The organism is Vreelandella indica, from assembly GCF_037070225.1.
Classification (GTDB): domain Bacteria; phylum Pseudomonadota; class Gammaproteobacteria; order Pseudomonadales; family Halomonadaceae; genus Vreelandella; species Vreelandella arctica.
On the sequence record NZ_JBANSO010000002.1, the window covers coordinates 1 to 24,119 of the forward strand.

The following is a 24,119-nucleotide window of genomic DNA, read 5'->3' on the forward strand; positions in this document are numbered from 1 at the left end:
CATTGAAATGTTTTACAACCCAAAGCGCCGACACAGCACAAGTGATAACTTGTCACCGGTTGAGTATGAAAGGCGTTACTTTAAGAGCCTAACGGGTGTCTAGAATATCCGGGGCGATTCAACTTGCCTTTATTCCAAGGTGTAAAGGAGATGTCAGTCGAAACGTTCAGGTCATGATCCTCCCCACGTTGAGAACAAAGTATGGCTCAACTCAAGCTAATCATTTGCTAAATAGATAATGCCGACATGCTTGTCTTTGTTTGTAATGAGTATTGCTTAGGTTAAAAAGGGCATCAACTACCCCTTTCGGTGATTGCCCCGGGCATGGCGAGTCCATCGAGGGCGGCTCGGTAGGCGAGGAAGATAATGCTCAACAGTGGTTGAGCAGGGCGATAAGCGGGCGCTGTGAAGACGGACGCGCGCTATGCATCGTGCGTGAAAAATCGGTATCTTTGGCTAAGCTTCAGATCTTCGTGACGAAAGTACGGGCTTGGTATAAAGCTAAACTACTCAAAATAATGATTACCGCTACAGCCAAGATATCGGCATCCGGAAAACCCCAGAACTCAGACATATAATTCACTCCTCTCTAGTTGAATGATTGGGTAAAGCCCAATCGTCATGCCAGTTCGGTGTCCAGCATGCGCTGTCTACCGAAGGCATTAAGCCGGAACTTGAACAGTACTCGGCCGACACCAAAATAGCCCTTATCGTCTAGTTTCTCTTCCACACTTTCGATAATGCCAGTGGAAAATAGATCTGTTAGCGTCACCCGTGTATTGCCTTTCCAATAAGGGCCGGAAAGACCGTACTCACCCATTATGGTATCAGTGAGTTCCCAGTCCCAGATGCCCTCATCGCGCTTGGCGTTGATTAGCTGAAGTATTCGGCCTTTCATATGTAATTTTTTCACGTACTGGTGCTCCAGTTCATAAGTGAGCAGGTGTGCGGTTACCCTCGGCATCGGTATTTTTCGAGACCGCTCGCACGACTTCAAGAACCTCGTCGTTCTCGGTATACATCACGAAGCCACCAGTCACAAACAGCGCCAGCCCAGCCAGGAAATTCCACTCTGGAAGCTCCAAAGTAAAGACAGCCAGGAAGATCACCGCTGAAAGGCCATAAAGTGAAGCAATTGCCTGTCCTCGGCCCACGCCAATGAGCGGAAATGACTTGTACCAAGACACATAACAGAAGGCGAAGGTGACCCCAGCCAGCATAAGCCAGCCAATAGCGGCCCAGTTAAATGTTGCTACGACTAACTCGATAACAGGCTGGTCGGTGAACAGGTAAATAGCTGGCAGAATTCATGTGCTTGCCTGCAATATAAAACGCGTCCTGAATATCCTCGGTTCCAAGAGTTTAATCCAGGCGATACGAGCATAGGGCAGCTGATCCTGGCTCTACCGGACTTAGTAGAAGTCGGTGACGCTCTATAGAAGGTATTTTTTAGGCTTTATCTCAGATGTGGAAATAATAAAGGAAGGCACTCTGAAGCGTATTGCTAGCCGATAGTCGTGCCAATACGGCTGAACGCTGTAATCGCCAACTGATTTTTAGGTTTTAACACAGCCTCGACCGTAATGAGCAATATTCGTCAATGCTAATAAGTGAAGTTTAATAGTTCATCCATGGAGTGGGTATATCAGAGAGCCCAGGCAAATTAATCTCCCTGCTACTCTAAACGCATGTTAGGTTCTTAAAATAACGCCGTTCATATTCGACCGGTAACAAATCGTCCCACGTGCCGTCATCTCGCCATTACTTAAAGCGGTCATGGACCGCCCCCGCCAAGGAATTAACACCCTGCAAGATCCCGCCACTTATCGCCAAAGCAAAGGTTCAAGATCAAGAAGATACCGTTCAACACCGAACAGTCGTTGTAATGGGCTGCCCATCGTCTGCTGCGGCATAGGCGCCATTATCAAATTAGGGTTTTCTGACCAAGCTAAAACCTCAATTTCTGATGAGTTTAGTGCTTTCTCTCACCGCTACATCTACTTCTTTTTGGATGAGTGAATTAATCCTTATTAATTAAATTTCCCAAAGCTAACTAATTATGATTTTGAGGAGGTGAAAATATATTTCTGAATGTAATCTTGTGTAAGCGAGAGGTGTGGGGAAAGTTACCTTAGCTGATGTGTCCGTCGAGGTGCGACGACATGCCTGTCGGCTTTTAAAGACAGAAAACCGCAGCCCGCTGGTGAAGTTGATGGGCCGCAAAACAACGTTTCGTTTAAAAAAATAAGTATCAGTGCCCGGTGGGGCCTGGGAGGGAACATGGCCGTTAAACTGAACCAACATGATCTGCAGTTCATTCTGGACCAGATCAAGATCGCGGAAGCGCATTCCGCGGGAACGCCCCTTTCGGAGCTCATCGATAGCCCGCTTCTGCCTTCGGGTCTGCGAACGGTCGATGGCAGTTACAACAACTTTGGGATTGGCCGTGAGCAGTGGGGGTCTGCGGGAGAGATTTTCGGTCCGATTACCGAGGGGTCGTTCAGGGAAGGAAGTGGTGCCTTTCCATTTCCCGGCTACCCAACCAACAATGACTATGGCGAAAATGGTGACGTGGTCGATGCCGAGCCGCGCCTTATCTCTAACCTGATCGTCGATCAGACCCTCGACAATCCGGCGGTGATCGCGACTGCGCTCCAGCATGCGGGTTTGAACGGCCAGCCGATGCTTGACGCCCTGAGCGAGATCCGCGAGCAGCACATCCTCGTGCAGGCACTGAGCGATGCCGGTCTTGAGGAGACGTCTATCTATGCGGCGCAGAAGGAGGAGCTCGACACGCTGCTCATCTCATACGGGATTGAGATGGATGGTGTCAGCGTCATGCTGCCGAACGTCTCCCCGGACGAGGGGCTCTCGGCTTCCTATAATTCTGTCTTCACACTGTTCGGCCAGTTCTTCGATCACGGGCTCGATCTGGTGGCAAAAGGGGGCAACGGCACGGTCTACATGCCGCTGTCGCCGGACGACCCGCTGTATAACCCGGCGAGCCCGCATACCAACTTTATGGTGATGACTCGCGCCACCACCGACGATGCGGCGGGCAATGTCACCACACCGTGGGTGGACCAGAACCAGACCTACACCTCGCATCCCTCGCACCAAGTCTTCCTGCGCGAATACGCGATGGTCGATGGCCGCCCTATGGCGACGGGTAACCTGCTCGACGGCGACCGCGGCCTGCCGACCTGGGCTGACATCAAGGCTCAGGCGCGCACGCTGCTGGGTATTGAACTTACCGATAAAGATGTGGGCGCCGTCCCGCTGGTGGCGGTCGACCCCTACGGCGAGTTCCTGCGCGGCGAGAACGGGCTCCCCCAACTGATCACCGGCTTCGACGGCGCGGGTAACCCCATCCTGACCGAGGGGAACCTAGCAGAGCCGGTCGACCCGTCTGCGGTCGGCGCGGCACGCGCCGGTGCGGCATTCCTGGACGACATCGCCCATGCCGCCGTCCCTGTGCTCGCTAATGGCGAACTGCAAGCGGACGACGATTCCGAGCCCGGCTACAGCGGCGAGTTCGGCCCCCGTGGTGCTCAAACTGCCTATGATAACGAGCTTCTGGACGCGCACTACATTACCGGCGACGGCCGTGGCAACGAGAATATCGGCCTGACCTCGATCCACCACATCTTCCACTCCGAGCACAATCGCATTGCGGAGCAGGTGAAGGAGTTGGTGCTTGAGAGCGGGGACCTCGACTTCCTGAACCAGTGGCTGGCCGGCCCTGATCTTACCTCTTGGCCCAGCGCGGCTGAGATTGAGGGGCTATCGTGGGATGGCGAAAGAATCTTCCAGGCAGCGCGCTTCACGACCGAAATGGAGTACCAGCACCTCGTCTTCGAGGAGTTCGCGCGGAAGATCCAGCCAGATATTGATGTCTTCATGGTGCAGCCCGACGCCGAGCTGAACCCGGTTATCTTTTCCGAGTTCGCGCACGTGGTCTACCGGTTCGGGCACTCGATGCTCAACGAGACGGTTGACCGCATCAACGCGGATGGCAGCCGTGATGACATGGATCTGTTCGATGCCTTCTTGAACCCACTGGCTCTCGGCTCGGACACCGTGAGCCATGACGAAGCGGCGGGCGCGATCCTGCGCGGTATGACGGCCCAGGTTGGCAACGAGGTTGACGAATTCGTCACCAACACCTTGCGCAACCAGCTCCTCGGTATTCCGCTTGACCTTCCCGCGATCAACATCGCCCGTGGGCGGGATACCGGCATGCCCACCCTCAACGAGGCCCGGGCGCAGTTTATGGAGATGGCGGATGGCGACACGCAGCTCAAGCCGTACACCAGCTGGGCCGACTTCGCCGAGAACATGAAGAACCCCGCCTCGGTCATCAACTTCATCGCGGCCTACGGCACGCATGAGTCGGTTACTTCCGAAGAGACCATCGCTGGCAAGCGTGCGGCGGCCACTGATCTTGTTCTCGGTGCTCCGAACGAGAGCGCAGCTGATCGGGAGGCGCGCCTCGACTGGCTTAATGCGCCAGCCGAGCAGACAGGCGTGAACGACATCGACCTGTGGATGGGCGGCCTCGCTGAGAAGAAGATGCCCTTCGGCGGTATGCTCGGCTCCACCTTCGCCTTCGTCTTCGAAATGCAGCTCGAGAACCTGCAGGATGCTGACCGGTTCTACTACCTGTCGCGCACCCAGGGGCTGAACCTGCTGACGGAGCTGGAGAATAACTCTCTGGCCAAGATGGCCCTGGCAAATACCGACCTTGGGGAGACCGGCTTTGCGATCCCGGGCGATATCTTCTCGACACCGGATCACATCCTCTATGTCGATTACGCCAAGCAGATGCAGATGACCGGAGTGGATGATCCTCAACACGAAGATCCGTTCCTTCAGTCCGCCTCTCAACTGGTCGAGCGCGGGGCGCCTGACGCGCAAGGCGACGGTGCCTACCTGCGCTATAACGGTGCCGACCACGTCGTCATCCAGGGGACGGACGGCAACGACCGCATCGTCGCTGGCGGTGGCGACGACACCGTTTGGGGTGACGCGGGCGACGACCGCATCGAGGCCGGGTATGGCGTCGACAAGATCAACGGCGGTGAGGGTGACGACATCATCACCAACGCCGGGACCGATATCGGCGAAGTCGACATGCTCAAGGGAGACGAGGGCAACGACGTTATCCATGGCGGCAGCGGCGCGGCGCTGATCTTCGGTGGCCGTGGCAAGGACTTCCTGATCACCGGCCCGGACGGGTCTGAGATCCGCGCTGGCATGGGGGATGACTTCCTCCTCGGTGGCGACGGCCCTGACGTACTCTTCGGCAACGAAGGCCACGACTGGGTCGAGGGTAAGAGTCGCTTTGAATACATCGCTGGCGACAACGGCGAACTCTTCTTCAACTCCACGGTGATCGGCCACGACATCCTCAACGGCGGCAATGGTGACACCGACTACGACGCCGACTCAGGCGACGACATCATGGTGGCGGGAGAGGGTATTCAGAAGAACATCGGTATGTGGGGGCACGATTGGGTCATCCACAAAGGCCAAAACGTGGCGGCCGACGCGGATATGAACGTGGAGGTATTCACCACGCTGCCGCTGGAAGTGCTGCGGGACCGCTTCAGCCAAGTGGAGGCGCTGTCTGGCTGGGTGCAGGACGACATCCTGCGCGGCGACAACCGGAGCAACGAGGAAGAGGGCGCCACGCCGATCGTCGCCGACCCGACGCCTGAGGGCAACTTCATCCATAACGAACTCGACCAGGCAGGTATTGACCGGATCGACGGCCTCGACCAGCTAATTACCCCCGATATGATGCGCAACGCGGAGTACTGGGCTGATGGCTCCGGTGATGAAAAGCTGGTGTTTATCGGCGGCAACATCCTGCTGGGCGGTGGCGGCAGCGATACGATTGAGGGGCGCGGTGGCGACGATGTTATCGACGGCGACGCGTGGCTCAACGTGCGCATTGCCATCATGACGAACCGCGATGGCACCGGCGACGAGATCGCGACGGTCGATAGCATGGACGGGCCGGTGACTCTCACTATCGATGGCGCGGAGGTCACCCGTCCGCTGTCGGCGTGGATGGTCGAAGGCCGGATCAACCCCGGGCAATTGCAGATGGTTCGCGAGATCCTTGAGGATGAGTCCGGTATCGACACGGCCGTCTATTGGGGCGATCGCGCCGCCTATGAGATTGCGGTGGATGAAGATACCGGTCGGCTCACCGTAGCACATGTTGATGTGGACGATGCAGCGTTGGACCCAGTAAGCGGGCAGAACCGTGTCTCCGATGGCACCGACCTCGTCAGCAATATCGAAGTGCTGTCCTTCGGGGATAGCGACCTGCAGGTTATTACCGGAACCAACGGCAACGACGTTGGTGCAACGCGCCTTGAGGGCACTGAGGCGGCCGATATACTGATCGGCCTTGCCGGTAACGACAACCTGCTCGCAGGCGGCGGCGACGACCTTGTCTACGGCGGTGCAGGCAATGATCGCCTGATCGGCGCGGACGGCAACGACACTCTCGATGGCGGTGATGGAGATGACTTCCTCAACGGCGGGGATGGCGACGATACGCTGCTGGGAGGCGCCGGTGCGGACGACCTTCGCGGTGGGCTTGGTGATGATGCCCTTGAGGGCGGAGACGGCGACGACCTACTTTTCGGGCTGGCTGGCAACGACACTCTTGAAGGTGGCGCCGGTAATGACGACCTCAACGGCGGTGGTGGCAACGACGTTCTGAACGGCGGCGAGGGCGATGACATCCTGTTCGGTAGTGCCGGTGATGACCTGCTGATCACCGAGGCCGATGGCGGGCGCGATATCCTTGATGGCGGCAACCAAGTTGATACCGCAGAAATCCTCGGCAGCGCCGGTGAAGCTGAATCCTTCGCGATTCTCGATCGGACCAATGCCCTGGCCCAGGGCTTTGCCGACCTCGACGCCGGAACAGAGATCGTCATCGTTCGCAACGGGGTGGTGATGGCGGAGCTCGCCAACATCGAGGAAATCGTCATCGACGGTCAGGGAGGCGGCGACACGTTTACGATTGCCGGCGACTTCACTGGAACCAGTCTGGCGATGAGTACTATCCACGTGATGGGCTCGGAGGATGACGATGTCTTGGACATCTCGGCACTGAGTTCTGCGCATCGGGTGGTGTTCAAAACCATGGGCGGCCACGACACGGTGGTGGGCGCACTTCGGGAGCAGGATGTCGTCGAACTTGCCGACGGCACGATGCTCGCTGACCACCCCGTCGAGGCCAACGAAGCGGGCGAGGCTCTAGTGGGCGACGACGAGAACTCCGTCCGCTTCGAGGTCGAGCCCGAGTCGGAACATCCAGAAGACGAAGACGAGACCGAAACCGACGATGAATCGGAGGACGAGGAAGACGAAGAACAATACGAGGAGGAAGACGAGGAAGAGTACGAGGAAGACGAAGAAGAGTATGAGGAAGGAGAAGAAGAGTACGAGGAGGAAGACGGAACGCAAGTGATACCGGCGGCGGCCATGGCTGGCGGCGAAGGCGCTGATACGCTGATCGGAACGGCGGAGAGTGAGACCATCATGGGCTTGGGCGGTCGAGACGTCGTCTTCGGCCATGACGGCGATGACGACATCCTCGGCGGCGACGGCGCGGATATGCTCTACGGCGATGACGGCGACGATCGGGTGTTTGGCGAGGACGGCAACGACTTCATCAATGCCGGGGCTGGCGATGACACGGTCTTCGGCGGCGAGGGAGACGATATGTTCGTGGCCGAAGCCGATGACGGCGACGATACCTACTACGGCGACGACATGGTGGGCGGCAGTGCCAGCGACAGCGACACTCTGGATATGTCAGCCATTATGTCAGCGATCACGGCAGATCTCGGTACCGGTTTCATGGGGCGCGGCAGCGTCTCGAGCGCTGAGACTGGCAATGATGGGCTGTGGGGTGTCGAGAACATCGTCACGGGATCGGGAGACGATACGATCACAGCGAGCCGCGCGGCTAACGTGATGGATGGCGGGGCAGGCAACGACACGTTCCGCTTCCTCTCCGCAGCGGATGCGGACGGCGATACCATCATGGGATTTCAGCCGGGCGACCGTATCGATCTCAGCGGTGTGGATGCGCATGGCTGTGCAACGGGGAACCAGAGCTTCACGTTAGTGACCGAGGCCTTCACCGGCGTTGGCCAGCTGATGTTCAGCCATCAAACCCGCGACGGCGAGGACTACACCGTCGTTGAAGGCAACACGACCGGAGACGACGATGCGGATTTCTCCATCAGCATCAAGGGTCGGCATGAGCTGGGAGTGAGCGACTTCAACCTATAACGAACGACAGCTATAACAATAACGAACCCTGCGGGCGTACCCGCCCGCAGGGAACGCCCGTTCAACATAGGGTGCAAGGGGAGTTCACATGCGCAAAAAAGACGCCAGTACGTCGGCTAAGCGCAAGAGCGCAGAACAGCTGACCAAAGGTTTCCGAGGAATCTTTTTCTTCTTATTCGGCATGTCAGGGATCATCAACATCCTCGCCCTGACCGGTGCCTTCTACATGCTACAAATTTACGACCGAGCGCTGACCAGCGGGAGCATTTCGACGCTGGTTGCCATCTCCGTGCTGGCGCTTGGTCTGTATTGCTTTCAGGGAATGTTCGATACCATCCGTTCCCAAATCCTTGTTCGCATCGGCGCGCGCCTCGACAGAAGGGTCGCGCCGTTGGCCCATCGGGTGGCTATCGATATGCCGCGCTTCGGGTTTTCGACCGCTGAATCACTGGAGCGGGGCCGCGACGTGGATACGGTGCGTGGCTTTCTGGGAAGCCAGGGCCCTGTGGCGCTGCTGGACCTTCCCTGGATGCCGCTTTTTCTATTATTTGTCTACATTTTGCACCCCTACCTTGGCGCGCTGGTTTTTCTCGGTGGTTTCATCCTGGCCATGCTTGCGATTATCACGGAACTGAAGACGTCCAAGCTGAGCAGCGCCATGCAGCAGGCTGCCGTCACCCGCAATACTATCGCCGACTCCAATGCTCGTAATGCGGAGATCCTCAAGGCGATGGGCTTTGCTGGTCGTGCGGTGGCGCGCTTCAATCGAGCGAACGACGATCATCTGGAGTTGCAGACGCGAACCAACGATGTCAGCGGCACCTTCGGAGCGGTCTCACGGGTGCTGCGGATGGTCTTGCAGTCGGCCGTTCTTGGCCTCGGGGCGCTGCTCACTATTCAGGGGGAGCTTAGCGCTGGCGCGATCATCGCCGCTTCCATTGCCTCCGCGCGGGCGCTCGCCCCCATCGATCTTGCCATCGGCAACTGGAAGAACGTTGTCGCTGCGCGAACCGCGTTCGCACGCCTGAAGGAAACCGTCATGGCGCTGGCGGACGTTGACGAACCGATGGAGCTGCCCAGCCCGAATTCATCCCTCAAGGTCGAGAACATCACCGTCGCAGCACCCGATTCAGGGCAAGTGCTGCTCAGCGAGCTGAGCTTCGAACTCAAGGCCGGCCAGGCGATTGGGATCATCGGTCCTAGCGGTGGCGGCAAGACCACGTTGCTTCGCGCGTTGACAGGCATTTGGCCCGTGCTGCGAGGAAGCGTGCGGCTTGACGACGCAGAGCTCTCGCAATGGCACGACGAAGCTCTCGGTCAATTCATCGGCTATCTGCCTCAAGAGGTCGCGCTGCTTAATGGCACGATCGAAGAGAACATTTCGCGGTTTCAGGAAACACCGGATTCCCGTGCGGTGGTGGAGGCGGCGATGGCCGCAAGCGTCCATGAGATGATCGTGCGCTTGCCCAACGGCTATCGAACGCAGCTCGGCTCGCTGGGTACCTCTCTATCAGGCGGCCAGCGGCAGCGGATTGGACTCGCCCGCGCACTGTTCGGCAACCCCTTCATCGTGGTGCTGGACGAGCCCAATTCCAACCTCGACGCCGAAGGCGAAGCAGCGCTGACAGCGGCCATTCAAGGCGTTAAGCAGCGTGGCGGCATCGCCGTTGTGGCGGCTCACCGGCCAAGCGCTCTGGCTGCCGTTGATCTTGTGGCGGTTATTCAGAACGGCCGGTTGGCCGCCTTTGGACCGAAGGACGAAGTCATTGGCAAGTCCAACGTGCGAGCGGTGCATTCTGCCAAGCCGCCGATTAAGGAGGCGTCCGTCGGATCATGATTAACGTGAAAGGCACCAAGAACGCCTTACCTGAAACTGATACCTCTCAGCGCTACGTTCTGAAAAGCGGGGACGAGGTCTCTGGGACGCCTCGCGTGATCGTCGGCTTACTCATGGGGATCGCTGCTTACCTGGGCTCGATCTTCTCCTGGGGCCGGGAGAGCGAACCCCAATCGCAGCCGGAAGAGCCAGCCGCCGGTGCGGCGGAGGCCGAAAGCCAAGAGGGCATGGTTGACGACATCGCCTCCCCGCAAACAGTCCCTGATATGTCCGATCCCGAACCTCCCGGCTCTACAAGGCCGCCGGTCGCCGATGCTCCCGGATCATCGCCCCTACGCTATCAGGGCGAAAGCGAAGGCGCACCCGCAGTAGTCAGACCGGCAAGCGGCAATGCAGTCGCTGAGAGGGTGGATCGAATGGGCATCAGCCCCAGCATATCGCCTATCGACATTGCTAACCCCGCCGGTCATCGTTTCCCTTCACCACCGAACGACAATCCGCTCGTTGAAGGCAATGATCCCACGGACGCCGATGGTTCTGCGGTTAGTGAGGATGCCACGGATAACGATAGTTCTACGAATAGCGAGAGACCGACTGATACCGATAGTTCCAAGGATGGCGACCCACTCGACCCCGTAAATGAGGACGACGATGACGAGGTCTCACCGACGGGCAACCGTGCTCCTCGCGTGTCAGGCCCCGTTTATCTGCTGGACGTGGCACCCTGTGCGGCGCTCGCCATCGCCCTGGGCGATCTGCTGAGCAAGGCAGAGGACCCCGATGGCGACGTCCTCTCGGTTCAAAACCTGGCTGTGTCCTCCGGCGAGCTTACAGAAGTGGACGGCGGTTGGGTGTTCCAGAGCGGCAGCGGGCAACCGGGGCCGGTGACCCTCCGCTATGAGATCACTGACGGCGACCTTACGATCGAAGCCGTCGCCCACTTTTCCGTTGTCGAACAGCCCGTTATTGAAGGAAGCGCGGCGAACGACATGCTTCTCGGCAGCCTGTGTGCCGATGAGATCGACGGCGCAGGCGGCGATGACAACATTGATGGACGGGCCGGCAATGACGTTATTAATGGAGGAGCGGGGGACGACCACATCGTCGCTGGAGACGGTGACGATGTGGTGTTCGGCGGCGATGGCAATGACATTATTTTCGGCGGCGCGGGAAACGACCATCTTTTCGGCGGATCCGGCGACGACAGGCTCTTCGGCGGTGACGGCGATGACGTGATCTTCGGGAACACCGGTGGGGATCACCTGAGCGGTGGAGACGGCGACGATTTGCTGCTCGGGGGCGAGGGTAACGACGTGATTAGCGATGGAGCAGGAAGCGACAAGGTGTTCGGCGGCATGGGAAACGATCGGATCGTGGCATCGCTCGACGCGGACGATGACGTGTACGACGGCGGCGCGGGCACGGACACCCTCGACTACAGCCACGCGACGGAAAGTCTCGTGGTGGATCTTATGAACGGTGTCGCCAGCGGCGTAGAAATCGGCCATGACGCTATCACCGGTTTCGAGAAAGTGCTTGGTGGCCGAGGAGCCGATCACTTCATTCTCGGCAGTGAATCGGTCACGCTCACGGGCGGCACGGGTGATGACGTCTTTGCGTTCGCCAGCGCCGGTGGGGTTCAACCTAACGCCGTTTCGCACGTGATCATGGACTTTGGGGTCGGAGACCGTATCCGGATATCTGAATACGATATTTTCTGGAAGGCCGATGACGAGCCGGAAGACCGTTTCGAACACATCTACCGCGATAACGACGATGACGATTCGCCAATACGCTATCGGCACGATCGGGACGATGGAAGCGAGTGGACCGTGATCGAGACCGACTTTGAGGACGATGAGATGTGGGCGACAACCGTCACGCTGCACGGAAGGCACAAGCTGTCGTGGTCAACAGAGCGTGACGATGGTCTCGAATGGCTATCTTAGGAGCACACAATGAGCACATATGATCCTTCCGGCACGCCTCTTTTAGAGGAAAAAGCCAAGCGCTTACCGTATCCAGAAAACGCTTTTCGGCTCGGCCCGCGCGTTTGTGTGGGCACCGCGCTCGCCCTGTTTCTGATGTTGGGCGCCGGTGGCTGGGCCGCGAGCGCTCAGCTAAGTGGGGCCGTCATCGCGCAGGGGTCTGTGACGGTAGATCAGAACCTTAAGTCGATACAGCATCGTGACGGTGGCATCGTCAGTGAGATAGGCATTAGAGAGGGGGACTTCGTAAATGCTGGAGAGGTACTGATCCGGCTCCAAGACACACAGACGAAGGCGGAGCTTTCGATCGTGCGTTCCAAACTCATGGAATTGGCGATCAGGAGAGCGCGCCTTCTGGCAGAGCGGGACGGGCTTGCGGCCATCGAGTTCCCGTCCGATTTAGCCGCAGACGAAGCGCCGGATGTCTTTCTCGGCGAAACACGCCTCTTCGACGGTAATCGCATCAGTCGCCAAAGTAAAAAGCAGCAGCTTGAGCTCAGCATCGCGCAGATCGAGGAGGAGATAAAGGGGCTGGAAGCTCAGCAGCAATCGAAAGACGAGGAGTTCCGTCTCGTCGCGTCCGAATACGAGTCGAGCAGAGGCCTCGCTGAGAGAGGGATGATCGCACGCACACTCCTTGTTCCGATGGCGCGTGACAGAGCACGCATTTCGGGTGAGCGCGGCGAGATTCACGCATCCATCGCCAGAGCGAGAACCCGCATGAGTGAAATTCGCCTCCAGATTATTGCGGTCGACGAGAACGCCCGTACCGAGGCGCAGCGGGAATTAAGTGCTGTAGAGGCGGAGTTTTCGGAGCTGCGTGACAGGCACATTGCCATCGAGGATCGGCTGGCGCGAACGGACATTCGCGCGCCGATTTCTGGAACCGTCAATGAGCTGAACATCCACACGGTAGGAGGCGTGATCACGCCAGCCGAAGAGCTTGCCACCATCGTTCCCGAAGACGCCAAATTGAAGGTTGAGGTGAAACTGGCGCCGATAACTATCGACCAAGTGTGGGTCGGCCAGCCGGTCAGGCTCCGTTTCACTGCCTTCAACCAGAGAACGACGCCGGAGCTCAAAGGCGAGATCGTCTATGTTTCTCCAGCGACGACACGCGATGACGTGTCTGGCGAGATCTACTACCTGGGCGATGTTGACGTTTCTGCAGAAGAACTTGAGAAGCTGGGGGTTACCACGCTGCTGCCTGGTATGCCAGTCGAAGTCTTTATCACGACCGAAGAGCGCACCGCACTGACGTACTTTGTTAAGCCTATTACCGATCAGTTCAGCAGGGCCTTCCGAGAAGAGTAAAGCAGCGTCATCTGCTTTGGAGCTAGGCTTTTCTCAGACGAAGCTGTAAGCGAGCCAGGATTGCCAGCCTCAGGGCTGGCTTAACGCAATGCTCATGTTGGCAAGGCGTACTTAGGCAAGCCAGTTAATATTGTCGCTATCAATTTGTACTTATAGAGCGCATGATGAAAGCTACGTTTAATCGTCTACTGACGAGCAGTTAAAATGTTGCATTTAGCTTCATATCTGCAAATTATGGAGCCCTTATGGAAACCTTACTCCTTACCCCTAACCTCCTTATTATCCGTAAGTTGGAAAGCATTTTTGTTCTCAGAGATGCAGAGAAAAAAGCAATAAAAGAGTTGTCAATAAAGACAATATCTCTTCATTCAGACCAAGATATACTGAAAGTTGGCGATCAACCTACTCAATGCTGTCTAGTTATTGACGGATTTACCTGCGCTTATAAGCTGACTTTTGAAGGGAAGCGCCAAATAACATCCCTTTATATACCCGGCGACATTCCTGATCTGCAAAGCTTACATTTGTCTTCTCTGGATATAAATATTGCCTCAATCACCCCCTGTATACTTGGCTTAATTGAGCACGACGATATACATAACCTCTGTGCGCTCCAACCGCGCCTTGCTGCGGCACTGTGGCGCGAGACATTGGTGAGCGCTTCTATCACACGAGAGTGGCTTTTGAATAACGGGCAGCGGCATGCCTATAACAGAATTGCCCACCTTATCTGCGAACTGTTAGTACGTCTTGAAGCGGTGGGTTTGGCGACAGAATCCACCTTTGATATGCCTGTAACCCAGGCCGAGTTAGCGGATGCGACAGGTATGACGCATATTCACATGAATAGAGTACTCCAGGCGCTTCGTACTGATGGGTTAATTAGTAATAATAAAAACCAGATAACCGTACCTGATTGGCAAAAACTCAAGGAAGCGGGGGAGTTCGATCCGCTTTATCTGCATTTAGTGGCAGAAACTGCATAAGATTCATTTAACTTTTTTTCCTATATATTATCAATATGCTAAATAGTGAGAGTGTAACTTCCTTTTAAATGTCCTAGGGCTACGTTGATAGAACTATCTTGATAGGGCGATGTTGATAGGGCTGCCTTGGTCAGTAGCATCCCTAATTCCCCAGCAAGACTTGGGTTGATGTGCAAAATGCAAAATGGACTGGATCTTACCGAGCAGGTCATTCTGAATCACTGACACAGCGGATAAGCCTGAGGTAATCAAGGAGCGGTGAAATGACTTCAGTATTTATCAATCGCATTGCCACTGCTGTTCCGGACTTTGATATACATAGCAAATTTATCGAATACTGTCCGCGCCTGCTGCCGGATAAACGTTCGGTAAAAGTGTTTCAGCGCATGGCGGAAAGGGCGCAGATAGAGCACCGATACTCGTTCCTGGAACCCCATTTAGATGAAGATAAATTGGACCTAGGAGGCTTCTATAAAAATGAAGCTTTTCCTGACACTCAGGCGCGCATGCAGTTTTACGAACGCTTCGCTTTCACCTTGGCGAAGCGCGCACTGGGTCAACTTGACCTCTCTAGCACCACCCACTTGGTGACGACTACCTGCACTGGGTTTTATGCGCCGGGACTGGATCATCAATTGATTCACCATTATGGGCTGCCAGGGAGTGTCGAACGCACCAATGTCGGCTTCATGGGCTGTTACGCTGCGATTAATGCGCTTAAGTTAGCTCGACACATTGTTCGCTCGGAGCCAGACGCTAAAGTGCTGGTACTCAATCTTGAGCTCTGCACCTTGCATCTTAAACCCACGGGAACGCTCGAAGAGATTTTGTCGTTCGCCATTTTTTCCGATGGTTGTGCCGCAAGCATCGTGACGGCAGAGCCGGCTGGTCTTGAAATACAGGGTTTCAACACGGATGTGCTACCGGAAACGGAAGCATTAATCACCTGGCGTATTGGCAACCAAGGCTTCGATATGCAGTTATCAGGGAAGGTACCTGGCGTTATCGCCAGCCACTTACCGCTGATGATGACTAAGCTGCTGGATGGTTATCAACGCAGTGATATCGCGCACTGGGCTATTCACCCCGGTGGGCGCACGGTATTAGATGCTGTAAAAGCAGGGGCAGAGCTTGAGGAGAATCAACTGTTGGCATCGCGGGAGGTGCTTAGAAAGTTTGGCAATATGTCGTCGGCCACTATCATGTTTGTGCTTCAGGCAATGATGAACAACCCCAAGAAGCCGGGCCCAGGCCTCGCCATGGCCTTTGGGCCTGGGCTAACGGTCGAAAGCATGCTTTTTGACCTTAAGGGATAAGGCAGTCATGCCGGATTTCAGTCAGCGCAGCGATGAGAAGGAGCTTATGGATGAAGAAGATATCTCCTTCGAAGAATTCCACGATTGCCTCATCGGTCTTGAGCGTATCAATCATCTAACGTTAGCGTATCGTCCTACCTTGCAATGGCTTCGTCCTTGGGTCGAAAACAGTGAACGGCTCTTTGTATTGGATGTAGCCAGCGGAGGTGGTGATATGTTGCGACAGATCGCCAAGGAGTGGCCTGAACGAACAGCGGCCGCAAACGGTTACCGTATGGTCGGTGTTGATCTAAACCCCTGGGCTAAAAAATCTGCTGAATCATGGCCGTCTTCCTCAGCAATCTGTTATCAAACCTCGGATGTGTTTGAGTTCGAGCCAGACCAATCCATTGATCTGATTATATCGTCGTTATTTACGCACCATCTTACCGATAAGCAGATTGTCGAATTTATGCGCTGGATGAACCATCGCGCGCGGAAAGGCTGGTTTATCAATGATCTACATCGGCACCCTGTTCCCTATTATTTTATTAAATCAGCGACTGCCCTGTTTAGCCGTAACCGATTGATTCGTCATGACGCCGCCGTCTCGGTAGCACGTGCCTTAAGCATGGCTGACTGGCAACGCCTGATCAGCCAAGCGGGGCTTGATGAGCATGTGCGTGTAAAGTGGTTTTTTCCGTTTCGTATCTGTGTTTCTTGCCAAAAAGAAGCTCGCTGCTGATGAATGAAGAAGCAGTCATTATAGGCGGCGGCCCAGCGGGGTCGGCGGTGGCAATTGAGCTTTCTAGGCACGGTATTCCGGCACGTGTACTGGAACGTAAACCGGCCCCGCACCACAAAGTGTGCGGCGAGTTCATTAGCTTTGAAGCCGCTCACTACCTTGAAGACCTAGGGATAGATTTAGCGGCATTAGGGGCCGAACCCATTCGCTACGCTCGGTTTTACAATGGCGAGAGTGAGCTTAGCTTCGAATTGCCTTTTACCGCGTGGAGTTTATCCCGATACCGATTGGATAACGCTCTGCTTGAGCAGGCTAAAACTGCGGGAGCAGCCGTTGAACGTGGCACGACAGTCAGGCATTTAACGCACACTGGCGATGGGTGGAGGCTGCTTACCAGAAACCGACATAGCACCCGCTCAGCGATTTCAGCAAAAGCGGTGTTTCTGGCCACTGGCAAGCATGAACTGCGTGATTGGAAGCGCCGGGTCAGCGCCACTCGCCACCATGATTTCATTGGTTTTAAAATGCACTTTAGCCTCAGCGCAATGCAGCAGGACCAATGGCAGGAAACGGTTGAGGTTCATTTATTTGAAGGGGGTTACGCCGGCTTGGAGCCGATAGAGAAGGGTGGTGTTAATCTTAGTTTTTTAGTTAGGCAGGATATCTACAAGACGTGTGGCAGCCATTGGCCTGGTTTGCTTGATTGGTTGAGTAATACGTCATCCCATATGAAGCAGCGCCTTGCCAGTTTAACGCCTTGCTGGCGTGAGCCCTTGGCAGTTTCCGGTGTTCCTTATGGTTATCTCCGCTCCCCCGGTGACTCGCAGCCAGGCCTGTTCCCGCTGGGGGATCAAGCAGCGGTTATCCCGTCGTTTGCTGGTGATGGCATTGCGATTGCTCTGCACACGGCCTCCCTTGCAGCCCGCGTTCACGCCTCAGGTGGCGATTCCAATATGTATCAACGCTTGGCCTACACCGATCTAACGCGACCAGTCCGCAATGCGGAGCTACTGGCGAGCGTGCTCACTTATCGCTTAGGCCGAAAGGCAGCCTTCCTATGTGCACGGCTATGGCCAACAGTGTTGAGAGAAACGATACTTCAGACGCGGGTTGGCCTGTCTCACCGCGGTCGATAGCTGCCTGCTTGTAAAATCGGCATTGAAGCGATTTGCTAAGGCGATTAGCTTACCAAATCTATGCAGGTCAGTGATCATCACTCAGGTTGTGGAATTCACGATTTTTTCTTATTAATTACTACGCATTAGACTACATTTATGCGAGGTTAGCGGCCTATCATTAAGCAAGCCCCATCATAAGTGTATGGAGCATTCACTAAAGTGGAATGCATAAATCGTACAATATTTGCGGCAACCTGACTAAGCTCGACCGGGACTCCTTCGGTCGCCGTTGCTGCGTTTGAGAGGTTTCATGTTTTTAAAGCTTCTTTTGTGGGCCAGCCGTGTGCTGGTTCTTTTGATGGTGGTGGTATGCCTTCTACCTTTGTTACCTAGTGGTCAGTGGTGGGTAAGACTGTGGGATTTTCCTCGTTTGCAGTTAACCGCCGCGTTGGTGTTTCCGCTTCTTCTGTTAGCTATCCATGCGTGGCTCAAGCGTCCACGAAAAGAGCATGCCGCCTGGGTAGCCGTTATCCTGGCCATTGCTGGGTGGCACCTTTACCACATCTTGCCCTTTACCCCCGTTTGGCCCACCGAGGTTCCGTCGGCGGAGATGAGGTCCGATGATGACCGGACAACATTAAAAGTGCTGACCGCGAATATTACCTTCAAAAACAATCACTATGCCGAATTGATAGATATGGTGCGGCGTGAGGATCCAGATCTCTTGCTGTTGATTGAAGTTGATAGCGCGTGGGAAGAAGGGTTGGCACCGCTGGACGACTATTACGATTATCGGGTGGGAGAGGTGCGTGACGAAGGTCAGGGGCTAGTGCTTTGGTCGCGTTATCCGCTTCTGGAAGAGCAGGTTGAACACTTGGTCTCAGAGCGCAGGCCTTCGGATTTCGCCACTCTTGATGTACCGGGCATAGGGCCCGTGCAGTTTGTTGGCGCTCATCCTGTACCTCCCGGCTTTGAAGAAGATATCAAGAGCGAGGATGCCGAGGCAAGACGGGACAGCCGTGAACGCGATGCGGAACTTATGCTGATAGCCGAGCATGTGCAAGAAGACCCGGATAATCGCTGGATCGTTACTGGTGATTTTAACGATGTAGGCTGGTCGCATACCACGCGGCTGTTTGCCGATTTGAGCGATCTAAAAGACCCACGTCGTGGCCGACGATTGCTGAGTACTTACCATTCGGCGTACCCGTTTTGGCGCTACCCAATCGACCATCTGTTCGTCTCTGACGGGCTTCATCTGGTTGATCTTGAACGTATCAAAGTGATTGGCTCCGACCACTTCGGCATCGTTACGACACTTGCCGTTGGGCGTAAAGACCAGGAAAAGCCCGAAGCGTCAGAGGAGGAAGAGGAAGAAGCGCAGGAAATGGTTGAAGAAGGTGAAGAAGACGCCGCTGAACATGATGCGGGTGCTTCAGAATAGGAATATGGAGAGCCCTGGTTAAAGGAGAGTATTACTTTTGTTATATAAGGATTACTAATGTGGTTCCAGTTACTTTCCGTCGTGGGGCTGGTTATTGTCCATCTCGCTGCAGGAAAAATTCGCTTTCTTCAAGCGTGGCCGCGTAGTGCCTGGCTCTCCTTTGCCGGTGGTATATCCGTTTCGTATGTGTTCGTACATGTCTTTCCCGAACTTGAAGAAGCACAGCAAGCCATTAGTGGGCACGGCGCCGTGGCTTTTCTGGAGCACCATGCTTATTTGATAGCCCTAGTAGGTTTGGTTCTATTTTATGGACTTGAGCATTGGGTTTCGCAAAATAAGGCGTGCGCTGGAACCTCGGATAGAGGAAAGCACCCCCGGTCTGGCAGGTACATGTTCTGGCTTCATATTGGAATATTTGCACTTTATAACGCCCTGATCGGTTACCTATTAGTCTACCGAGAATCGTCGTTGCACGAATTGGTCTTATACTCCCTGGCCATGGCCTTCCACTTCCTCGTCAACGATTATGGATTAGTGGTTCGTCATCGTGAAGTTTACCTGCATAAGGGCCGTTGGGTATTGGCGTTAGCGGTGCTTGTTGGCTGGGGTTTTGGGCAGTGGGTCGAAGTGGAGGAGGCGGCGACAAGCATGCTATTCGCCTTCTTGGCGGGTGGAGTGGTACTTAATGTACTCAAAGAAGAACTTCCTGAAGAAAGGCAGAGTCGGCTATGGCCTTTCGTTTTAGGCGCGGCTCTCTATTCTTCGCTCTTGCTGTTGATTTAAGACGTTTGAGTCGCTCTCTAATAATTCTATTTTTAAGCCCTGTCTTTAAACCCTGTCTTTAAACCCTATCAATAAGCCCTGTCGTTAATCGCCGTTAGAGCGGGCAGTTAGAGCGGGCAGTTAGAGCGTGCAGATAGGAGCAAAGTTAAACTCTAAAATTTGTTAACCTTTTTACTCCATCCCCCAGTCTCGTTCTGTACTAGGCTTGATAGCACGCCCAGTTTAAAGGAGAGGCCACATGGATAAGGAGGTCATCGATGCTATCCGAGCCAAAGAGCAGCTACCGGAAACGATGACGGATAGCGAAATTGCCCAAGAGTATAAAGGAACCTACACGGCGGCAAGGGCGGCTATTAGCTTGGATCATAAACCACTGGATCAAGTATTGGCTGATACGATGGCGAAGATTTTTCCTTTTATGCGTAAGAAGTAACCGCTGTTCAACTCATCGGCCCTCGCGTGGCTAGAGCGTCCCATAAAGTTAGTGATGGAAATGTCATTCACATGGAGGTAAGTCATGACACTCACGGCATTCTCAATTAATTGTACCCTTACACCTTCACCCGCCGAGTCCTCTTGCGAGCGGCTTATCGCGGAGACGCTAACAGAGCTTGAGCGACACGGTGTCACCGGCGAGCAAATCCGCGCAGTCGATTTTAACATCAAGCTAGCTGACAGCTAGACGCGTTAGGCGGGGCGAAGGGGGGCTTGCTATCGGGACTCACCGAGTAACTCCCCCATTTGTTGTTCCGAAAGCCGATTATTGGCCATGTAGTAGACGATATCGCCATCTTGTAGTGGGCGGTCCGTGGCAGGGTTGAGCATGTTGCCTTCACTATCGTCCTGGTTACTAGCGAGCCCTAAAACGGTGGCGTTGCAGATCTTTTTCGCTTGTATAAAAAGGTCGCCAAAAGTGACACCAGTAGGCGGGTTACTTATCTTCGTTTGATACTGCGTAGCACCGCGATCGACGGCAAGTAGCTCATTAACCACTCGCGAAATACCGGCATCTGAAGCGGAGCGTACCAGCATTTCAAGTGCTAGCGCTTGGGTGCATTCGATACCGGGTAAGGTGCGACGTAGCATCGCTGCGGTGTCAGGATTTGCGCAGTGGGCGACAATATGGGCACCTTTTCCTTTTAGACTGTAGGCACTCAGTGCGACAGTGGCCACCCGATCATCGCTTGTGTCATAAATAATAATACGGCTGGCGTTCTCAACCCCCGCCCGCTTGAGAAGATCAGCATTGGAAAAACTCTCGCCTTTAATAAACTTCAGATCGGCTGGGCGTGGATTGCTCATCTCTTTGGTAACGCAAAGCACTATTTCGTCAGGTAAACTTTTGTCGGCTTTAAGAATATCCAAGATGCGTTCTGTGGTTTCGCCGTGCCAGCCGATAACGAGGGTATGGCCGGTTAGGTGGCTAAAATCGCCTTTTCCTTGCATTTGCAGTCTCCAAAAAACTGAAAGTGTGACAGTGGCTTTACCAATCAATGCCGCAAACAGCGAAATGCCGCCTGGAATGAGATAGAGCGTGGTGATCCATTTGCCGGCCACTGTTTCGGGGCTGAAATCACCGAAGCCGACGGTGCTGGCAACCACCACATAAAAATAAACCCAATCGGAAATGGAGTCGGCCATTGTTTCGCCGACCATGGAAAAAAGCGCCCAAGTAGTGCCCATGTGGGCGAGCACTACTAGCAGAAGAAATGTCCATGAGATTTGAAGAGTTGATGCTTTGAGGACGCGAAGCAGTCGCTGAATTACAGGCATTTAGGTCTCTTAGAGTAATAAGTGCGCATAGTCTTTGTTTGGCGCGGAAGTCGAGAATTGAGTATTTAAGCGTCTATGGAATAAACAAAAAGGGCCGCTAGTAGCGACCCTTTGTTATTTATAAGCTGTAGCTGCTCATAAATAGTAGTGATTAGGCGAAGCGCTTGGCAATCCAGGAAAAAGCGCTTTCGGTAAGTGATTTTTTACCGTGGTGCTCGCGGTGCTGACTCCAGACCATACCGCCTGATACTACCGCAAGGCTCATCAACATGCTGGCAAGAATAAGTTCATTCATGGCTTACTTTCCTCATCTGAGGTTTTGTCCCGCTCTACATAACCATAGCCGAACGACCCGACAAAGATCAAGAGTATACCCAGTCCCACGCCCATCCAAACATTATCGGTGTTTAAGCTGGGATTAGTGACTACCCAGCCCGCGGTGAAGCAAGTGGCCACTACGATCACACCCACGTTGCGTGTCGCTTCCAGGAACTGCTGCCGGGTTGCTCTGGCGCCTATTCTCCTGCGTACTGCAGAGGCCCTGCGTTCCTGTAAGCTTTTGTTGAGCCTAGCGCGTAGAGCCTCTTGCGGGTCTTTACCATCATGAGGTTCTTTCAAGCGACCCCCCATTACTTATTTAGCAAAGTTCATCAAGCAAAAACGACCCAACAACATCGGGTCACGGTTATTGATCATCGCCCAGGGAACGTCGCGCTGAACCTAGAGGTCATAACAGTTGTGTTCATTTACCAGGATAAGCATATGGATCGTGTATTTGCATGGGATCATCACCACAATCGAGTTGTTTATCGAATTCCTGGCCATCATTTTGACGATGGCAGAGAAGACAGTGATCTTTCACCCGTGTGGTTGCCTGCAGAAGTCTCGGATTTGCCAGAAGGCGTGGCCGTTGAGGACCTGCGTACCGTCTCGGTTAAAGATTAACAGGTACGAATAATCAGTTCGATCCAACAAGCGGAATGGAGGCCAAAGTGGCCTCCACCGCTATTGTTAGGCATTTATCCAGCGAAACTCAAGTAACGTCATATTGCTCATTGAGCTGGCGCACTTCTCGATCAGCCTCAGGCTTCGTTGTACAGCGGTGTCTAACAAGCTCGCCATCTCTATCACTTGCCTCACGCGTATCAACCACCCACCATTCGGGCTGTGAATCAATCTCGGCACCTTCCTTGACAGCTCTGTAGACGATAAACGTCGCCATAATCCTCTCCTTGGTTTTTGAGTCACCTTCACTGTAGACCATCTTTGTGAAAGGCGGGGCTGGGAGGGCGACATCTGTCGCTTAAAGCGATTGTGTTTAGTCAACAATCGGCTACTATGCGATTAACGTTAACTCTCTGGAAAAACCGCCATGTTAAAAGGTCTGATCGTCTGTTTTGCGGTGTTATTTGCGCAATTGGCGGTGCTGCATGTGATTGATGCTCGTCTCTATAATTCCTCCCAGGATATTCGTCAAACGGCGATTACCGCAGTGACGCCGCATAAAGACGAAACCGATGACGAAGAAGAAGCGCAAAGCTGAAAACGAGCATGACTTCCCTGGCGGCGAGAGTGCCGTCAGGGAAGTCCTCAAAGCCTCTGGTCCAGCCAGGCATTGAAGGCAGTCCATGAGCGTTGGTCGGCACGTTCGTGGTAAGCATCGCTACCAAACACGCTGAAAGCGTGCGGAGCGCCCGAATAAATACCCACCTCATAGGTGATCCCTGTGGTTTCCAGTTTCTCCGCCAGGTTGGCAACATCCTCCAGGCTTACGGAGCTATCAGCACCGCCATGGGCGATGAAAATGGGAGGCGTCTCGCTGGAATAGTCCTGGCCCTCCGGTGTCGTTAGCCCGCCGTGAAAACTGGCATAAGAAGCGATATTATCTGCCTCGCCAGAACGGGCGATCTCTAGTGCCACTGCACCGCCAAAACAGTAGCCCATGATCACGGTTTGTTCGGCGGCGCCCTGTTCTCTTGCTTGCGCCAAACCGCCCAGCGTTAGGGCACGCATACGCTCTCGATCTTGGTAGAGGCGGTTAGTGGCCGCTCGCTTATCGTCGACCGCCTGGGGGCGGTTGCCTGCACCATAGAGATCAACAGCAAAGACGTCGTAGCCCCGTTCGGCCAACATGTCGGCGCGCTGGCGCTCATAGTCATCCAGGCCATCCCAGTCATGAACGATCAGTACGCTGCCCTTTGCGTTATTTCCTCCAGTGATAAAATAGCCTTGAAAGTCCTCTCCATTCACGCTGTACGAGATATCTTCACCCGCAGGGGAGAATGCTAAAGCAGGCAGTGCCAGGGCCAAGAGAGTTAACGTGCTGCCACAGATTAGAATTTTTTTCATAATAGCGTGTCCAATTGAGTGTTCAGGAAGCATAGACAATGCTTTCTAAGCTGATTCAACGTTGAATAACCATTTGTAAAGAAAATAGTGTGAAATAGACAAAGGCTTGCGTCTGGAACTCGGTGACGGCATGCTTGTCAGTTGTTGGAAATACCATTAGGG

At 54.6% G+C, this 24,119-nt stretch carries 21 protein-coding genes; 14 read left to right on the forward strand and 7 right to left on the reverse strand.

What is annotated here, in order from left to right; translation table 11 throughout:
• Positions 1 to 619 precede the first annotated feature (619 nt).
• Both V8L71_RS01625 and V8L71_RS01630 read right to left on the reverse strand, forming a co-directional pair.
• A complete protein-coding gene (locus V8L71_RS01625) occupies positions 620 to 913 on the reverse strand; it encodes a hypothetical protein (protein WP_035586807.1) in 294 nt (97 codons plus the stop codon).
• A 16-nt stretch (positions 914 to 929) separates the two neighbouring features.
• Positions 930 to 1,220, reverse strand: a complete 291-nt coding sequence (locus V8L71_RS01630; protein WP_336273041.1) for a hypothetical protein — start codon at positions 1,218 to 1,220, stop codon at positions 930 to 932.
• Between the two features lie 1,060 nt (positions 1,221 to 2,280).
• Between V8L71_RS01630 and V8L71_RS01635 the strand changes: the two genes are divergently transcribed.
• From V8L71_RS01635 to V8L71_RS01690, 12 genes are all read left to right on the forward strand, one after another.
• Positions 2,281 to 8,325 carry a peroxidase family protein gene (locus V8L71_RS01635; protein ID WP_336273042.1) on the forward strand — a complete coding sequence of 2,015 codons (6,045 nt, stop codon included), beginning with the start codon at positions 2,281 to 2,283 and terminating at the stop codon, positions 8,323 to 8,325.
• Between the two features lie 88 nt (positions 8,326 to 8,413).
• On the forward strand, positions 8,414 to 10,162 hold the full coding sequence (locus V8L71_RS01640; RefSeq protein WP_336273043.1) for a type I secretion system permease/ATPase: 1,749 nt from the start codon (positions 8,414 to 8,416) through the stop codon (positions 10,160 to 10,162).
• Positions 10,159 to 12,111 (forward strand): calcium-binding protein, encoded by a 1,953-nt coding sequence (locus V8L71_RS01645; RefSeq protein ID WP_336273044.1) that lies wholly within the window; start codon positions 10,159 to 10,161, stop codon positions 12,109 to 12,111. Before V8L71_RS01640 ends, V8L71_RS01645 begins: the two co-directional genes overlap by 4 nt.
• 9 nt (positions 12,112 to 12,120) lie before the next feature.
• Positions 12,121 to 13,464, forward strand: a complete 1,344-nt coding sequence (locus V8L71_RS01650) for an HlyD family type I secretion periplasmic adaptor subunit (protein WP_336273045.1) — start codon at positions 12,121 to 12,123, stop codon at positions 13,462 to 13,464.
• A 245-nt stretch (positions 13,465 to 13,709) separates the two neighbouring features.
• On the forward strand, positions 13,710 to 14,450 hold the full coding sequence (locus V8L71_RS01655) for a Crp/Fnr family transcriptional regulator (RefSeq protein ID WP_336273046.1): 741 nt from the start codon (positions 13,710 to 13,712) through the stop codon (positions 14,448 to 14,450).
• A gap of 263 nt (positions 14,451 to 14,713) precedes the next feature.
• Positions 14,714 to 15,766: a type III polyketide synthase gene (locus tag V8L71_RS01660; protein ID WP_336273047.1), complete on the forward strand. Its 1,053-nt coding sequence runs from the start codon at positions 14,714 to 14,716 to the stop codon at positions 15,764 to 15,766.
• A gap of 7 nt (positions 15,767 to 15,773) precedes the next feature.
• On the forward strand, positions 15,774 to 16,490 hold the full coding sequence (locus V8L71_RS01665) for a methyltransferase domain-containing protein (protein WP_336273048.1): 717 nt from the start codon (positions 15,774 to 15,776) through the stop codon (positions 16,488 to 16,490).
• Positions 16,490 to 17,626, forward strand: coding sequence for an NAD(P)/FAD-dependent oxidoreductase (locus V8L71_RS01670; RefSeq protein ID WP_008957919.1), 1,137 nt, complete (start codon positions 16,490 to 16,492; stop codon positions 17,624 to 17,626). The genes V8L71_RS01665 and V8L71_RS01670 overlap by 1 nt, the downstream gene beginning before the upstream one ends.
• Positions 17,627 to 17,918: 292 nt before the next feature.
• A complete protein-coding gene (locus tag V8L71_RS01675) occupies positions 17,919 to 19,052 on the forward strand; it encodes an endonuclease/exonuclease/phosphatase family protein (RefSeq protein WP_336273049.1) in 1,134 nt (377 codons plus the stop codon).
• Between the two features lie 57 nt (positions 19,053 to 19,109).
• Entirely contained in the window at positions 19,110 to 19,835 is a 726-nt protein-coding gene (locus tag V8L71_RS01680; protein ID WP_336273050.1) for a hypothetical protein, read from the forward strand.
• Positions 19,836 to 20,073: 238 nt separating this feature from the next.
• Complete coding sequence (locus V8L71_RS01685) at positions 20,074 to 20,268, forward strand: hypothetical protein (protein ID WP_101145546.1); 195 nt, start codon at positions 20,074 to 20,076, stop codon at positions 20,266 to 20,268.
• Positions 20,269 to 20,352: 84 nt separating this feature from the next.
• A complete protein-coding gene (locus V8L71_RS01690; protein WP_336273051.1) occupies positions 20,353 to 20,517 on the forward strand; it encodes a hypothetical protein in 165 nt (54 codons plus the stop codon).
• A 29-nt stretch (positions 20,518 to 20,546) separates the two neighbouring features.
• Here the strand turns inward: V8L71_RS01690 and V8L71_RS01695 are convergent, their stop codons facing one another.
• The 3 genes from V8L71_RS01695 to V8L71_RS01705 form a co-directional block, all read right to left on the reverse strand.
• Complete coding sequence (locus V8L71_RS01695; RefSeq protein ID WP_336273052.1) at positions 20,547 to 21,608, reverse strand: ion channel; 1,062 nt, start codon at positions 21,606 to 21,608, stop codon at positions 20,547 to 20,549.
• A gap of 151 nt (positions 21,609 to 21,759) precedes the next feature.
• Positions 21,760 to 21,903: a hypothetical protein gene (locus V8L71_RS01700; protein ID WP_008957925.1), complete on the reverse strand. Its 144-nt coding sequence runs from the start codon at positions 21,901 to 21,903 to the stop codon at positions 21,760 to 21,762.
• Positions 21,900 to 22,226: a hypothetical protein gene (locus V8L71_RS01705; RefSeq protein ID WP_139041550.1), complete on the reverse strand. Its 327-nt coding sequence runs from the start codon at positions 22,224 to 22,226 to the stop codon at positions 21,900 to 21,902. The genes V8L71_RS01700 and V8L71_RS01705 overlap by 4 nt, the downstream gene beginning before the upstream one ends.
• Positions 22,227 to 22,370: 144 nt before the next feature.
• Between V8L71_RS01705 and V8L71_RS01710 the strand changes: the two genes are divergently transcribed.
• Entirely contained in the window at positions 22,371 to 22,553 is a 183-nt protein-coding gene (locus tag V8L71_RS01710; RefSeq protein ID WP_101145552.1) for a hypothetical protein, read from the forward strand.
• A gap of 88 nt (positions 22,554 to 22,641) precedes the next feature.
• Here V8L71_RS01710 and V8L71_RS01715 read toward each other — a convergent pair whose 3' ends face one another.
• Positions 22,642 to 22,830 (reverse strand): hypothetical protein, encoded by a 189-nt coding sequence (locus tag V8L71_RS01715; RefSeq protein ID WP_336273054.1) that lies wholly within the window; start codon positions 22,828 to 22,830, stop codon positions 22,642 to 22,644.
• Between the two features lie 150 nt (positions 22,831 to 22,980).
• On the opposite strand from V8L71_RS01715, the gene V8L71_RS01720 reads away from it, so the two are divergent.
• Complete coding sequence (locus tag V8L71_RS01720) at positions 22,981 to 23,151, forward strand: hypothetical protein (protein ID WP_198555995.1); 171 nt, start codon at positions 22,981 to 22,983, stop codon at positions 23,149 to 23,151.
• 47 nt (positions 23,152 to 23,198) lie between these two features.
• On the opposite strand, the gene V8L71_RS01725 is transcribed toward V8L71_RS01720, so the two are convergent.
• The gene (locus V8L71_RS01725; protein WP_336273055.1) at positions 23,199 to 23,957 is read right to left on the reverse strand and encodes a dienelactone hydrolase family protein; all 759 of its coding nucleotides are present in this window, start codon (positions 23,955 to 23,957) and stop codon (positions 23,199 to 23,201) included.
• Positions 23,958 to 24,119 lie beyond the last annotated feature (162 nt).

What these genes read in the sequence shown, in the direction of transcription:
- V8L71_RS01630 (WP_336273041.1), bottom strand. Translation starts at nt 1,220, where the DNA reads ATGCTGGCTGGGGTCACCTTCGCCTTCTGTTATGTGTCTTGGTACAAG.
- V8L71_RS01635 (WP_336273042.1), top strand. Translation starts at nt 2,281, where the DNA reads ATGGCCGTTAAACTGAACCAACATGATCTGCAGTTCATTCTGGACCAG.
- V8L71_RS01640 (WP_336273043.1), top strand. Translation starts at nt 8,414, where the DNA reads ATGCGCAAAAAAGACGCCAGTACGTCGGCTAAGCGCAAGAGCGCAGAA.
- V8L71_RS01645 (WP_336273044.1), top strand. Translation starts at nt 10,159, where the DNA reads ATGATTAACGTGAAAGGCACCAAGAACGCCTTACCTGAAACTGATACC.
- V8L71_RS01650 (WP_336273045.1), top strand. Translation starts at nt 12,121, where the DNA reads ATGAGCACATATGATCCTTCCGGCACGCCTCTTTTAGAGGAAAAAGCC.
- V8L71_RS01655 (WP_336273046.1), top strand. Translation starts at nt 13,710, where the DNA reads ATGGAAACCTTACTCCTTACCCCTAACCTCCTTATTATCCGTAAGTTG.
- V8L71_RS01660 (WP_336273047.1), top strand. Translation starts at nt 14,714, where the DNA reads ATGACTTCAGTATTTATCAATCGCATTGCCACTGCTGTTCCGGACTTT.
- V8L71_RS01665 (WP_336273048.1), top strand. Translation starts at nt 15,774, where the DNA reads ATGCCGGATTTCAGTCAGCGCAGCGATGAGAAGGAGCTTATGGATGAA.
- V8L71_RS01670 (WP_008957919.1), top strand. Translation starts at nt 16,490, where the DNA reads ATGAATGAAGAAGCAGTCATTATAGGCGGCGGCCCAGCGGGGTCGGCG.
- V8L71_RS01675 (WP_336273049.1), top strand. Translation starts at nt 17,919, where the DNA reads ATGTTTTTAAAGCTTCTTTTGTGGGCCAGCCGTGTGCTGGTTCTTTTG.
- V8L71_RS01680 (WP_336273050.1), top strand. Translation starts at nt 19,110, where the DNA reads ATGTGGTTCCAGTTACTTTCCGTCGTGGGGCTGGTTATTGTCCATCTC.
- V8L71_RS01685 (WP_101145546.1), top strand. Translation starts at nt 20,074, where the DNA reads ATGGATAAGGAGGTCATCGATGCTATCCGAGCCAAAGAGCAGCTACCG.
- V8L71_RS01690 (WP_336273051.1), top strand. Translation starts at nt 20,353, where the DNA reads ATGACACTCACGGCATTCTCAATTAATTGTACCCTTACACCTTCACCC.
- V8L71_RS01695 (WP_336273052.1), bottom strand. Translation starts at nt 21,608, where the DNA reads ATGCCTGTAATTCAGCGACTGCTTCGCGTCCTCAAAGCATCAACTCTT.
- V8L71_RS01700 (WP_008957925.1), bottom strand. Translation starts at nt 21,903, where the DNA reads ATGAATGAACTTATTCTTGCCAGCATGTTGATGAGCCTTGCGGTAGTA.
- V8L71_RS01710 (WP_101145552.1), top strand. Translation starts at nt 22,371, where the DNA reads ATGGATCGTGTATTTGCATGGGATCATCACCACAATCGAGTTGTTTAT.
- V8L71_RS01715 (WP_336273054.1), bottom strand. Translation starts at nt 22,830, where the DNA reads ATGGCGACGTTTATCGTCTACAGAGCTGTCAAGGAAGGTGCCGAGATT.
- V8L71_RS01720 (WP_198555995.1), top strand. Translation starts at nt 22,981, where the DNA reads ATGTTAAAAGGTCTGATCGTCTGTTTTGCGGTGTTATTTGCGCAATTG.
- V8L71_RS01725 (WP_336273055.1), bottom strand. Translation starts at nt 23,957, where the DNA reads ATGAAAAAAATTCTAATCTGTGGCAGCACGTTAACTCTCTTGGCCCTG.